The sequence below is a fragment of the Aeromonas aquatica genome (genome assembly GCF_000764655.1).
Classification (GTDB): Bacteria; Pseudomonadota; Gammaproteobacteria; order Enterobacterales; family Aeromonadaceae; genus Aeromonas; species Aeromonas aquatica.
The window spans coordinates 1-14,288 of the sequence record NZ_JRGL01000126.1 but is presented as its reverse complement, the minus strand read 5'-3'; the positions used below and the strand labels follow the sequence as shown (position 1 = coordinate 14,288).

Below are 14,288 nucleotides of genomic sequence, written 5' to 3'. Positions count from 1 at the left end.
ATAATGACCGATCACTCCCAGGCCATGACGGCCAAATATCGCCAGGATTACCGGGCGCCGCTCTACTGGATCGACAGCATCGATCTCGACTTCCAGCTGCAGGAGCCGCTGACCCAGGTCACCGCCATCTCCCGCCTGCGTCGCAACGGCGAGCACAAGGAGCCGCTGGTGCTCGATGGCGAGGGACTCTCCCTGCACAGCATCAGCGTGGATGGGGTGCCCTTCACCCAGTACGAGCAGGGAGAGAGCAGCCTGACCCTGTTCAACCTGCCGGCCGAGTGCGTGCTGACCGTCGTCACCCTGCTGGATCCCGCCGCCAACACGGCGCTCGAGGGGCTCTACAAGTCCGGCGACGCCTACTGCACCCAGTGCGAGGCCGAAGGTTTCCGTCGCATCACCTATTACCTGGACAGGCCCGACATCCTGGCCCGTTACAGCACCCGCATCAGCGCCGACAAAGCCAAGTATTCCTTCCTGCTCTCCAACGGCAACAAGGTGGCGAGCGGCGATCTGGACGGCGGCCGCCACTTCGTGCAGTGGCAGGATCCCTTCCCCAAGCCGAGCTATCTTTTTGCTCTGGTGGCCGGTGACTTCGACGTGGAGCGCAGCAGCTACCACACCAAGAGCGGCCGCGAGGTGGCCCTCGAGATCTTCGTGGATAGAGGCAACCTGGATCGCGCCGGCTTCGCCATGGAGAGCCTGATCAACGCCATGCGCTGGGATGAGCAGCGCTTCGGCCTCGAGTACGATCTCGACATCTATATGATCGTCGCGGTGGACTTCTTCAACATGGGTGCCATGGAGAACAAGGGGCTGAACATCTTCAACTCCAAGTTCGTGCTGGCCAACCCCGCCACCGCCACCGACGGCGACTACCACGGCATCGAGCGGGTCATCGCCCACGAATACTTCCACAACTGGACCGGCAACCGCGTCACCTGCCGCGACTGGTTCCAGCTCAGTCTGAAAGAGGGGCTGACCGTGTTCCGGGATCAGGAGTTCTCCTCCGATCTGGGCTCGCGCGGGGTCAACCGCATCAACAACGTGCGCACCGTGCGCGGCCCGCAGTTTGCCGAAGATGCCGGCCCCATGGCGCACCCCATCCGCCCGGATGTGGTGATCGAGATGAACAACTTCTACACCCTGACCGTCTACGAGAAGGGCTCGGAAGTCATTCGCATGCTGCATACCCTGCTGGGTGAAGCCAACTTCCAGGCTGGCATGAAGCTCTACTTCGAGCGCCACGACGGCTCCGCCGCCACCTGCGACGACTTCGTGCAGGCGATGGAGGATGCCTCCGGTGTCGATCTCGGCCGTTTCCGTCGCTGGTACAGCCAGTCCGGCACCCCGGAGCTCACCGTGACCGACGAATACGACGCCGCCACCGGTATCTATCGCCTGCACGTGCGCCAGCACACCCCGCCGACCCAGGATCAGCCCCAGAAGCTGCCGCTGCACATCCCGCTCGACATCGAGCTGTATGACGAGCGCGGCGCCGCCATCCCGCTCCAATATCAGGGCGAGAAGATAGGCCAGGTGCTGAACGTGCTGGAAGAAGAGCAGACCTTCGTGTTCGACCATGTTGCAGTGAAGCCAGTGCCCTCCCTGCTGCGGGACTTCAGTGCCCCGGTCAAGCTGCACTATGACTACAGCGACGAGGCGTTGGCCTTCCTGATGCGCCATGCCCGCAATGAGTTCGCCCGTTGGGACGCGGCCCAGATGCTGGTCAACAAGGCGGTGATCGCCGGGGTGGCGAAGGTTGGGCAAGGGCAGGCCGTTCGGGTCTCCGAGTCCCTGCTGGCCGCCTTCGTCGCCATCTTCGACGACGCCGCGCTGGACCCGGCCCTCAAGGCGGAGATCCTGGCGTTGCCGGGGGAGGCGACCCTGGCCGAGCTGTTCGACTGCGCCGACATCGACGCCATCCATCAGGTTCGTAACGCCATCCAGGGCGCGCTGGCCGAGGCATTCGGCGCACGGCTGGCGGCGACCTACCAGAGCCTGCGCCTGACCGGTTATCGGGTGATCCACGAGGATGTGGCCAAGCGTGCCCTCAAGGGGGTGGTGCTCGGTTATCTGGCGGCCCTGAGCCCGGCCCAGGCCGATGCCCTGGTGCGCGAGCAATACGCCGCAGCGGACAACATGACCGACACCCTGGCGGCGCTACAGGTGGCCAATGGCTATCTGCTACCGTGCCGCGCCGAGCTCCTGGCCGACTTCGAGGGCAAATGGGCCCATGACGGCCTGGTGCTGGACAACTGGCTGCGACTGGTGGGCAGCAAACCGGCGAGCGATGTGCTGGTCGAGGTGAAGCAGGCCATGGCGCACCCCACCTTCAGCATCCGCAACCCGAACCGGCTGCGGGCCCTGGTGGGCAGCTTCGCCATGAGCAACCAGGTGCAGTTCCACGCCCGGGACGGCAGCGGCTACTGCTTCCTGACCGATCTGTTGATCGCGCTCAACGAGGTCAATCCCCAGGTGGCATCGCGCCTCATCACGCCGCTCATTCAGTTCAAACGGCTGGACGAGCAGCGCAAGGGGCTGATCCGCGCCGAGCTGACCCGACTGGCCAAGCTGGATGGACTGGCGCGCGACCTGTTCGAGAAGGTAAGCAAGGCGCTGGCGCAGTAATAGGCCACGAGCCTTAAACGCGGGCAGGGGAGCCAGGCTCTCCTGCCCGTTTCATTGTGACAACCCCATGGCACGAGGAGACATCCACCATGAGGCAATATACCTTTCGACTGGCCCTGAGCCACGAGGAGATCATGCTGATGTATCGGGGCCAAGCCAGGCGGCTGGTGGTGCGCACCGAGCAGGGGCTGACCCTGGAGCTGGGGTTGGATAAAATTCGACCTTTCGTCGCTTTGAGTGGTGTATACGGCTACTTTTCACTTCAAACTCAGGACGATCATCGATTCATTAGCCTTAAACGCATAAATTAACAAAAACGGCACATTTTTCCGCGTAAATACCCGCTTAAAGTCATTATCTATCCGGTCAATCCGCTTGAAGCCAGTTGTATTTTCTGAATTTTGCCAACTTGGCAAAATTTACCACAACCCAAGCCGTGATCTGCCCCTTGTTTTTAACATCTCGTTAGCACCTTTGCTCGCCTTCCTGGATCCAAGCCATTACACTTCGCAGCAACTCTGTACCGGCGGGCATCCAGGGTGGGTGCCGCCGTGTCGGTGATGTCGTCCGATAAGGAAACTAGCAATGGCATTGAAAGACGCCCCTACCTCAGTTCTGCTCGAAAACGTTCTCAGCCTGATCCACCAAAAGTTGCCCAAGAAGAGTGCTTCTCTGGTCGAGTGCTTCGTTGCCAAGTTCTACGGCAACATGGCCAGCACCGATCTGCACGATCGCAATGACAGCGATCTCTACGGGGCGGCGCTGAGCCTGTGGAATGCGCTCAACCTGCGCACCGGCACGGAGCCCTATATCCGGGTCTACAACCCCGAGCTGACCCGCCACGGATGGCAATCTCCCCACACCATTGTCGAAATCATTCTGCAGGATTCCCCCTTCCTGGTGGACTCCATTCGCATGGCCCTCAAACGCCGGGGCATCACCGCCCACATGATGCTGCATCAACCGCTGCACCTCATTCGTGGCGATGAAGGCAAGATAGGCGCCATCCTGGATCTCGACAACACCGATGGACAGACCTCGGTGGAGACCGCCTTCCTCATCGAGATCGACCATCTCACCAGTGAAGAAGAGATGGAGGCGCTGACCGCCGAATTGAACTCGGTGGCCGGTGAAGTGGCGCTGGCGGTGGGGGACTGGCAGCCGATGCTGGCCCGTCTCAACGAGATCATCGACGAGCTGCCGAGGCGCAAGAACCCGGTCAGCCAGGCCGAGGTGGACTCCAGCGTCGCCTTCCTCAAATGGGTGGCGGCCAACAACTTCACCCTGATGGGCTATCGCCGTTATGACGTCAAGGCGGTGGAAGGGGATCACGAGATCCTGCCGCTGGCGGAGTCTAGCCTCGGCCTGATGAAGAACTCCATCAAGGACGAGGGCCAGCGCCTGGGCAACATGCCCGCCAGCGCCCGCCACGCGGCCCTGAGCTCGGATCTGCTGATCCTGACCAAATCCAACAGCAAGGCCCGCGTGCACCGCCCGGCCTATGTGGACTACATCGGCATCAAGCGCTTCGACGAGCACGGCAAGGTGGTGGGGGAGGATCGCTTCATCGGTCTCTACGCCTCTTCCATCTACAACACCAGTGCCACCCAGATCCCGCTCATCAGCCACCGTCTCGAGCGCATCATGGCCGCCTCCGGTCACGAGAAGGGCTCCCACGCCTACAAGGCGCTGCTGAACGTGCTGGAAACCTACCCGCGCGATGAGCTGATCCAGGCCCGGGAAGAGGAGCTGCTGGCCACCGGTCTCGGGGTGCTGGAGATGCAGGAGCGCGACATGCTGCGCCTGTTCGTGCGCCGGGATGTCTATGGCCGCTTCTTCTCCTGCATGGTCTATGTCACCAAGGAGCGCTACAACACGGCGCTGCGGGTCAAGACCCAGCAGATCCTGCAGCAATATTTTGGCAGCAGCTTTGATGTGGAATTCAACGTCTACTTCTCCGAAGGCGTGCTGGCCCGGACCCACTACATAGTGCGGGTCAACAATAACAACGTGGATGTCGATGTGAACGAAGTACAGAACAACCTCATTGAAGCCGCCCGTAGCTGGGACGACCGACTCGACTCAGTGCTGCTCTCCCACTATGGGGAAGCCCGTGGCAACGCCCTGCGCCGTCGCTTCAGCACCGCCTTCCCCCGCGCCTATAAAGAAGACGTGCTGCCGGGCTCTGCCGTGGCGGACATCATGGCGCTGGATGGTCTCAGCGAAGCCGAGCCGCTCGGTATGTTGTTCTACCGTGCCCAGGAGGAGGAGAACGATCGCCGGGTGCGTCTCAAGCTATTCCACCGCACCGAGCCCATCCATCTCTCCGATGTCCTGCCCATGCTGGAAAACATGGGACTGAGGGTCATCGGCGAGACTCCGTACCAGGTACGGACTCCCACCGGCGAGGTGTTCTGGATCCTCGACTTCTCCATGCTGCTGCGCGGCGAGCAGCCGTTCAGCCTGGCCCAGAGCCAGCAGCGCTTCCAGCAGGCCTTCGCCGCCATCTGGAACAAGACCCTGGAAGATGACGGCTTCAACCGTCTGGTGCTGGGGGCCGGTCTCTGTGGTCGTCAGGTCTCGGTGCTGCGCGCCTATGCCAAATACATGCGCCAGACCGGTGTCTCCTTCAGCCAGTCCTACATCGAGGAGACGCTGACTCGTTACCCCGACATCGCCCAGCTGTTGTTCACCCTGTTCGATCTGCGCCTGAACCCGGCCGTGAAACAGGACGCCAAGGCCCAGACCAAGCTGCACGAGCAGCTGGCCGCCAAGCTGGATCAGGTTGCGAACCTGGACGACGATCGCATCATCCGCCGCTACATGGAGATGATCGACGCCACCCTGCGCACCAACTTCTATCAGCTGGACAACGAAGGTCAGATCAAGCCCTACATCTCCTTCAAGCTGGCCCCCTCCAGCATCACCGACATGCCGCTGCCGCTGCCGAAGTTCGAGATCTTCGTCTACTCGCCGCGAGTGGAAGGGGTGCATTTGCGCTGGGGCAAGGTGGCCCGTGGCGGCCTGCGCTGGTCCGATCGCAAGGAAGACTTCCGCACCGAGGTGCTGGGTCTGGTGAAGGCACAGCAGGTCAAGAACACCGTTATAGTGCCGGTTGGCGCCAAGGGTTGCTTCTATTGCAAGCAGATGCCGGTGGGCGCCCCTCGCGCCGTCATTCAGGAGGAGGGCAAGGCCTGTTATCGCCTCTTCATCCGCGGCCTGCTGGACGTGACCGACAACATCATCGCCGGCGAGGTGATCCCGCCCCGTGACGTGGTTCGCCACGACGAGGATGACTACTACCTGGTGGTCGCCGCCGACAAGGGCACCGCCACCTTCTCCGACATCGCCAACGAGCTGAGCCACGAATACGGCCACTGGCTCGGCGATGCGTTCGCCTCCGGCGGCTCGGTTGGCTACGACCACAAGAAGATGGCCATCACGGCGCGCGGCGCCTGGGAGTCGGTCAAGCGCCACTTCCGCGAAGTCGGCCTCAACTGCCAGACCACGGACTTCACCTGCGTGGGGATCGGCGACATGGCGGGCGATGTGTTCGGTAACGGCATGCTGCTCTCCGCGCACACCCGGCTGGTGGGCGCCTTCAACCACATGCACATCTTCATCGACCCGACACCGGATGCGGCCAAGAGCGTCGTCGAGCGCCAGCGCCTGTTCGATCTGCCGGGCTCGAGCTGGGATGATTACAACCGCGAGCTAATCTCCGAAGGCGGCGGCATCTTCCTGCGCTCGGCCAAGTCCATCAAGCTGAGCCCGCAGATGCAGACCCTGCTCGGCACCGACAAGGCCAGCATGGCGCCGAATGAGCTTATCAAGGCGCTGCTGTGCCTGAACGTGGACTTGCTCTGGAACGGCGGCATCGGCACCTATGTGAAGAGTGCCCGCGAGAGCGATGCGGACGTCGGCGATCGCAGCAACGATGTGTTGCGGGTCAACGGTCGCGATCTGCGCGCCAGGATCGTGGGGGAGGGCGGCAACCTCGGCTTCACCCAGCTCGGTCGGGTGGAATACGCGAGCCAGGGCGGTCGCATCAACACCGACTTTACCGACAACGTGGGCGGGGTGGATTGCTCCGACAACGAGGTCAACATCAAGATCCTGCTGAACCAGCTGGTGGCTGCAGGAGACATGACCCTCAAACAGCGCAACCAGATGCTGTACGAGATGACGGACGCGGTGGCGCAAGTCGTCATCACCAACGCCTATCGCCAGTCCCAGTCCATCTCGGTCACCGCCTTCCGCGGCGCCGAGCAGCTCAAAGAGCAGCAACGCTTCATCCAGGGGTTGGAGCGCGAAGGCAAGCTGGACCGCGCGCTGGAGTTCCTGCCCTCCGATGAGGAGCTGTCCGAGCGGATGGCCGCAGGGCAGGGTCTGACCCGCCCAGAGTTGGCGGTGCTGGTGGCCTACGGCAAGATGGTGCTCAAGGAGCAGCTCAACTGCCCGGAAGTGACCGACGAGCCCTTCCTCGCCAACATGCTGGTGACCAGCTTCCCGGCTCAGCTGCAGCAGCGCTTCGGGGCAGAGCTTGCCCAGCATCCATTGCGCTCCGAGATCATCGCGACCCGGGTGGCCAACATGCTGGTCAACGACATGGGGCTGAACTTTGCCAGCCGGATGAAGGACGAGACCGGTGCCTCCGTGGCCGAAGTGGCCTGCTGCTTCGCCATGGCCCGGGAGGTATTCGGCCTGAACCAGCTGTGGCGTGACATCGAAGGGTGTGACAACCTGGTGGCGGCAGAGACCCAGCTCGAGCTGATGTTCTACAGCCGCCGCATCGTGCGCCGTGCCACCCGCTGGTTCCTGCGCGCCCGCAACCGCAGCTGGAGCATCAGCGAAAACATCGCCTTCTTCCGCCCGGCCTTCGAGACCCTGGGGACGCACCTCTACGAGGTGATGGACGAGAGCGAAGTGGCCGAGCATCAGCAGAAGGTCGCCGATCTGGTGGCCAAGCAGGTGCCCGAGCACATCGCCCGTCAGGTGGCGCACATGAGCAGCCTGTTCTCCAGCCTGGACCTGGCGCAGATCGCCGCGGAGCACAAGACCGACATCCTGCGCGCCGCCAACGTCTACTACCGCCTCGGCGCCAAGCTCGACCTGCACTGGTTCCTCGAGCAGATCAACCATCAACCCGTGGGCAACCACTGGCAGGCGATGGCGCGGGCCTCCTTCCGCGAAGATCTGGACTGGCAGCAACGCAGCCTAACTTCCGTGGTACTGGAAGGGTGCAAAGAGCAGGGCGAATGCGCTACCATACTGGCCGACTGGATTTCGGAGCATGAGCAACTCTTGTCCCGTTGGACCCACATGTTGGCCGACTTCAAGACCACCAGTACTCACGAGTTCGCCAAGTTCTCGGTGGCCTTGCGAGAGTTGAACCTGCTCCAGTTGAATTGCCGAACCTCGATATAACGTTTATTGGCATCATCACACCAAAAGCCCCGGCCAGTTGCCGGGGCTTTTTTAAGGAGCAAACATGCTGTACCCCCTCGCAAGGCATTTCCTGTTCAAGCTCAATCCTGAACAGGCACACGATCTCTCCATCAAATATTTGCCCCGCCTTCTCGGTACGCCACTCGATTGTTTCTTCCGCCATTCACTGCCCAAACGCCCCGTCACCTGTATGGGGCTTAATTTTGCCAATCCGGTGGGATTGGCCGCCGGTCTGGATAAAGACGGGGAGTGTATCGATGCATTTGGCGCCATGGGGTTTGGCTTTATCGAAGTCGGCACCGTGACCCCCAAACCCCAGAGTGGAAATGACAAGCCTCGCCTGTTCCGGGTTATTCCGGCGGAGGGGATCATCAACCGCATGGGGTTCAACAACAAGGGTGTCGATCATCTGGTGGCCCGGGTCAGGGAAGCCAAATATCAGGGCGTCATCGGCATCAATATCGGCAAGAACAAGGACACCCCCATCGAGCAGGGCAAGGACGATTACCTGATCTGCATGGACAAGGTTTATGATCATGCCGGTTATATTGCGGTCAATATTTCCTCTCCCAACACCCCGGGCCTGCGTCAATTGCAATACGGCGAGGCGCTGGATGAGTTGCTGGCGGCACTGAAAGTACGGCAACAGGAGCTGGCGGCGAAATATAAAAAATACGTGCCGCTCGCCGTTAAAATTGCCCCTGACTTGAGCCTGGATGAAATTAATCAGGTAGCCGCGTCCTTGATCAAAAACGGGATCGATGGGGTCATCGCCACTAATACCACCCTGGATCGCGAGATGATCTATGACCTGCCCCACGCCGGTGAGGCGGGTGGCCTGAGCGGTCGCCCGCTGCAGTACAAGAGCACCGAGGTGATCCGCCTGCTGGCCAAGGCCCTCGATGGCGCCCTGCCGATTATCGGAGTCGGGGGCATCGACAGTGCCATGGCCGCCCGGGAGAAATTGGCCGCGGGTGCCACACTGGTCCAAATTTACAGCGGCTTTATTTATAAAGGTCCGAGTCTGGTCAAAGAGATCGTCACCCATATTTAAAAAATAATCCGTTGCCCTTATTTAAAGTTGCTCAAATTCTCGACATGGAATAAAGTCGAGTAACGGCTTAAGTAAGGGCAACTTCATGTGTATCCAACCCAATGACAATTGGCAGTGGCATTATGATGCTCAGGATGATCGTCTGATGCTGGATTTATCCGATCGCATGATATTTGCCACCGAATATAAAGGGCGACAGCTGGTGCCTTGCTCCTTCACCACTCAGCCATTCTGTGTGGACGATGCCGCCCTCTATTATCAGTTGATGGACAAGATTGCCGAACTCAATTGGAGTACACCCCATCAGGTTCAACTGGTACTGAATGCCATCGCCGTCAGCCGCTTTTATAAACCCCTGATGCCACAAAGCTGGTTCTTTAATGAACAGCATGCGCAATGTGCACTGGAAACAGGCACCCTGGTCTGTATGCAAACCGCACATGGCAAGGGCGAATTTATGGTGATCGAGGCGGGGGAACAGGCGAGTGTCTGCCTGAACCTGACCGAGGATCTGATATTGACCACCAGCAAGATCCTGCCCCGTTTCGGGGTGATCAAGGTGATGAATAATCGCATGCAGCTCAGGGTTGCGCCCGCGGCGCAATATCGACAAGTTAGCTGACGGATAAAGAGATCGTCAGACAGATCCTGTATTGGTGTTTATTTTCTATCCCTTCCTTCCCTCTCCGATATCCGGTTATTGCTGCGCGGCGACCCTATGAGCTGCCGGTTCATCGTGGGCAAGGTGGTAGCATGTTGCACTGCCCCCTATCGATAAAACAGTTCAAAACTGCTGTCAGATTGCACTATAGGCACATAACCCCCGATTGCAGGCCGGATGTCGGCGATATCCCGCTCTTCCCTTGGCCGTTCTCCAGGCCGCTGGCCCTTTATATTCCCGCGGGACCCAAGGTTCGGATGCCGAGTGCAGGCCGATAAGGTATAATGCGGCACTATTTTTATGGCATCCCCGTGAGCGTGATGAAAGAATTCTTTGCAACCTGCCCCAAGGGGCTGGAAAACCTGTTGGCCGACGAGCTGACCACCCTGGGCGCAGAGCAGGTCCGTGAGACCGTGGCCGGCGTGCATTTCAAAGGCGAACTGGCGATGGGCTACAAGGCCTGCCTGTGGAGCCGCTTCGCCTCCCGCATCGTGCTGGTGCTGTCCGAATTCCAGATGAACGACGATCTGGATCTCTATCTCGGCGCCCACACCATCCCCTGGGAGGAGCACTTCCCCGGGACCTCCACCATAGCGGTGGACTTCACCGGTACCAACCCGGCCATTCGCAATACCCAGTATGGCGCCCTGAAGATCAAGGATGCCATCGTCGATCGCTTCACCAAGCGTGGTCATGTGCGCCCGGACATCGACAAGAAGTCGCCGGATATCCGCATCATGGCGCACCTTGGCAAGGGCAAGGCCAACATCACCCTGGACTTGTCCGGTCCGGCCCTGCACCAGCGTTTCTATCGCCAGGGCACCGGTGAGGCGCCGCTCAAGGAGAACCTGGCCTGCGCCATGATAGCCCGCAGCGGTTGGGCCGGTGAGCCGATGATGGACCCCATGTGTGGCTCCGGCACCTTGCTTATCGAAGCGGCCTTCATCGCCGCCGACATGGCACCGGCCCTGCGCCGCGAGCGCTTCGGTTTCGATCGCTGGCTGCAACACGATGCCGAGCTGTGGCAGAGCCTGATGATGGAAGCCCAGGTGCGTGCCAAGCGCGGCATGCAGCGCTGCGAGGTCAAGCTGTTTGGTTGTGACGCCGATCCCCGGGTGCTGATGAAGGCCCGTGACAACGCCAAGGCCGCCGGTGTCGCTCACCTCATCACCTTCAAGCAGGCCGATGTGAGCGCGCTGGAAAACCCGCTGCCCATGCCGACTGGTGAGGATGAGGCTCGTCAGGTGGGGATGTTGATCTCCAACCCGCCCTATGGCGAGCGCCTCGGCGAATTCCCGGCCCTCTTGGAAGTGCACCAGGCGCTGGGCGATGCCCTGCGTCGCAGCTTCCAGGGCTGGCGCGTCTCCATTCTGTCTGCCTCGCCGGAATTGCTGAGCTGCCTGCGTCTGCGGGCCGACAAGCAGTATCGCCTGTTCAACGGCGCGCTCGAGTGTCAGCTGCGCAACTACCAGATAGCGCTGGACTCCGTGGCCTCCCAGAAAGAGGTGGCCCAGGACTTCGCGAACCGCCTGCGCAAGAATTTGAAGACCCTAGAGAAGTGGGCGCAGAAAGAGAACATCGACTGCTACCGCATCTACGATGCGGACCTGCCGGAATACAACGCCGCCATCGACCGCTATCAGGATTACCTGGTAGTGCAGGAGTACGCCGCGCCCAAGGACATCCCCGCCCAGAAGACCCGTCAGCGTCTGCTCGACATGGTGCAGGCCGCCATCAAGGTGACCGGCATGGACGGCGAGAAGGTGATCCTCAAGGTGCGCGAGCGCCAGGAAGGCAAGCAGCAGTATCAGAAGCTCTCCACCGAGCAACACCGGATGGAAGTGCAGGAGTACGGGGTACGCCTCTGGGTCAACCTCTACGACTACCTGGATACCGGTCTGTTCCTGGATCACCGTCAGACCCGCCGCATGCTGGGTCAGATGGCCAAGGGCAAGCGTTTCCTGAACCTGTTCGCCTACACCGGCAGTGCCACCGTGCACGCGGCGCTGGGTGGCGCCAGCGAGACCACCACGGTGGACATGTCTTACACCTACCTGGATTGGGCGCAGGACAACATGCGGCTGAACCTGCAGGTGGGTCGCCAGCACAAGTTCGTGCAGGCCGACTGCCTGAAGTGGCTCTCCGAGGCGGACGGTCAGTACGACCTCATCTTCATCGATCCGCCCACCTTCTCCAACTCCAAGCGGATGGACGAGAGCTTCGACGTGCAGCGAGATCACCTGCTGCTGATGCAACACCTCAAGCGCCTGCTGGCAGCGGACGGCACCCTGGTGTTCTCCAACAACAAGCGTCACTTCAAGATGGACTTGGCCGGTCTCGAGGCCACGGGCCTCAAGGCCAAGAACATCACCCAGCAGACCCGGCCCAAGGATTTCGAGCGCAACCAGCACATCCATAACTGCTGGATCATCACCCACGCCGACAACGCGGCAGATGCCGTCTGATGCTGACCCTGTTTCATACCGACGGCTGCCACCTGTGCGAGCAGGCGTGGACGCTGGTGGAGCAGGCGGGATTGGCCGCCCACAGCCGTCGCTGCGACATCCTGGACGATGAGGAATGGCTGGCGGCCTATCGGGTACGCATTCCGGTGCTGCGGGATGAAGCCGGCCGCGAGCTGGGCTGGCCCTTCACCCTGGCGGATCTCCACGCCTGGGTAGCAGCCAATCCGGATCAGAAAACATAGGCCAGCCAGCATCGGGCCAAACAGTATAACGAAGAAGAGGGCCGGCGCAGTTTGGCCCGCTTTTTCATGAAGGATAAGGAAAAGACATGGCTTTATTAACGTTGCATGGCGCTCATCTGTCGTTCAGTGATTTCCCGCTGCTCGACAATGCGGAGCTGGCGATCGAGCGCGGTGAGCGTCTCTGCCTGGTGGGACGCAACGGGGCAGGCAAGTCCACCCTGATGAAGGTCATCGCCGGCGAGCTGCCCCTCGATGACGGTCGTCTGGTGTTGCAGCAGGATCTGAAGGTGACTCGCCTCGAGCAGGATCCGCCCGCCTCGAGCGATCTGACGGTGTTTGACTACACCGCCGAAGGGTTGGCAGGGGTAGGGGAGCTGCTCAAGCAGTATCACCATATCGCCCTTGAGCTGGGTCACGATCCCTCCGACGCCAACATCCGCAAGATGAGCGAGTTGCAAGAGCAGCTCGATTACCAGAATGGCTGGCAGCTGGAGACCCGGATCAGCCAGGTGCTGACCCTGCTCAACCTCGATCCCGACGCAACCCTCGACAGCCTCTCTGGCGGCTGGCTGCGCAAGGTGGCGCTGGCCCGCGCCCTGGCCTGCGATCCGGATCTGCTGCTGCTCGATGAACCGACCAACCACCTGGACATCGAGGCCATTCACTGGCTGGAAGAGTTCCTGAAAGATTTCCGGGGCGCCATCGTGTTCATCTCCCACGATCGGGAGTTCATCCATAAGCTGGCGACCCGGATCATCGATCTCGATCGCGGCGAGATCACCTCCTGGCCCGGCAATTACGATCAGTACCTGCAAGGCAAGGAAGAGTGGCTGCGAGTCGAAGAGCTGAAAAATGCCGAATTCGATCGCAAGCTGGCGCAGGAAGAGGTCTGGGTTCGCCAGGGCATCAAGGCCCGTCGCACCCGCAACGAAGGTCGGGTGCGCGCCCTCGAGGCGATGCGCATGGAGCGTAGTCAGCGCCGCGAGCTGCAAGGCAAGGCCAAGCTGCAGATGGACGACGTCAACCGCTCCGGCAAGCTGGTGTTCGAGACCGAGGGGCTCGGCCTGGACTTCGGCGATCGCACCCTGTTCCAGGGGCTGGATCTGCAGGTGCTGCGCGGTGACAAGATTGCGCTGGTGGGCCCGAACGGCTGCGGCAAGTCCACGCTGATCAAGCTGCTGCTGGGGCAACTCGAGCCCAGCCGTGGTGTGGTCAAGGGCGGTACCAAGCTGGAGGTGGCCTATTTTGACCAGTACCGCGATCAGCTCGATCCCGAGCAGACGGTGATGGAAAACGTGGGGGAGGGCAAGCAGGAAGTCATGGTGCGTGGCCGCTCTCGTCACATCCTGGGCTATCTGCAGGACTTCCTGTTCGAACCCAAGCGGGCGCGGACCCCGGTCAAGGCCTTGTCAGGGGGCGAGAAAAACCGTTTACTGTTGGCCAAGCTGTTCCTGAAGCCCAGTAACTTGTTGATTTTTGATGAACCAACCAACGATCTGGATGTCGAAACGCTGGAATTGCTGGAGGAGTTGCTGTCGGATTATCCCGGTACTCTGCTGCTGGTCAGCCATGATCGTCGTTTCATCGACAACACGGTCACCGGTTGCTGGCTGTTTGAAGGGGATGGCCGGATCAGCGATTATGTGGGCGGCTATGCCGACATGATGGAGACCCGTGCCCTGCAAGAGGCACAGCAGGCGGTCAAGGCAGCGGCCCCCAAAGTGGCAGAGCCTGTCGCAGTGGCGGTGGAGCCGGCGAAAAAAACACGTAAACTCTCTTACAAGTTACAG

General features: G+C 60.9%; 8 protein-coding genes. All 8 read left to right on the top strand.

Annotated elements, in window-relative coordinates; translation table 11 throughout:
• The first annotated feature begins 3 nt into the window (after positions 1-3).
• Positions 4-2,628 (top strand): aminopeptidase N, encoded by a 2,625-nt coding sequence (pepN, locus tag LG30_RS0116610; RefSeq protein ID WP_033131815.1) that lies wholly within the window; start codon positions 4-6, stop codon positions 2,626-2,628.
• Between the two features lie 89 nt (positions 2,629-2,717).
• A complete protein-coding gene (locus LG30_RS0116605; RefSeq protein WP_033131814.1) occupies positions 2,718-2,939 on the top strand; it encodes a DUF2835 family protein in 222 nt (73 codons plus the stop codon).
• Between the two features lie 274 nt (positions 2,940-3,213).
• Positions 3,214-8,055: an NAD-glutamate dehydrogenase gene (locus LG30_RS0116600; protein ID WP_033131813.1), complete on the top strand. Its 4,842-nt coding sequence runs from the start codon at positions 3,214-3,216 to the stop codon at positions 8,053-8,055.
• Positions 8,056-8,119: 64 nt separating this feature from the next.
• Positions 8,120-9,130 carry a quinone-dependent dihydroorotate dehydrogenase gene (gene pyrD, locus LG30_RS0116595; RefSeq protein ID WP_033131812.1) on the top strand — a complete coding sequence of 337 codons (1,011 nt, stop codon included), beginning with the start codon at positions 8,120-8,122 and terminating at the stop codon, positions 9,128-9,130.
• An 85-nt stretch (positions 9,131-9,215) separates the two neighbouring features.
• Positions 9,216-9,752 (top strand): cell division protein ZapC, encoded by a 537-nt coding sequence (locus LG30_RS0116590; RefSeq protein ID WP_033131811.1) that lies wholly within the window; start codon positions 9,216-9,218, stop codon positions 9,750-9,752.
• 323 nt (positions 9,753-10,075) lie between these two features.
• Positions 10,076-12,256, top strand: coding sequence for a bifunctional 23S rRNA (guanine(2069)-N(7))-methyltransferase RlmK/23S rRNA (guanine(2445)-N(2))-methyltransferase RlmL (gene rlmKL, locus LG30_RS0116585; RefSeq protein ID WP_033131810.1), 2,181 nt, complete (start codon positions 10,076-10,078; stop codon positions 12,254-12,256).
• Complete coding sequence (locus LG30_RS0116580) at positions 12,256-12,498, top strand: glutaredoxin family protein (protein WP_033131809.1); 243 nt, start codon at positions 12,256-12,258, stop codon at positions 12,496-12,498. The genes rlmKL and LG30_RS0116580 overlap by 1 nt, the downstream gene beginning before the upstream one ends.
• Before the next feature lie 86 nt (positions 12,499-12,584).
• A partial coding sequence (uup, locus tag LG30_RS0116575) for an ATP-binding cassette ATPase Uup (protein ID WP_033131846.1) occupies positions 12,585-14,288 on the top strand: 1,704 nt, incomplete at its 3' end.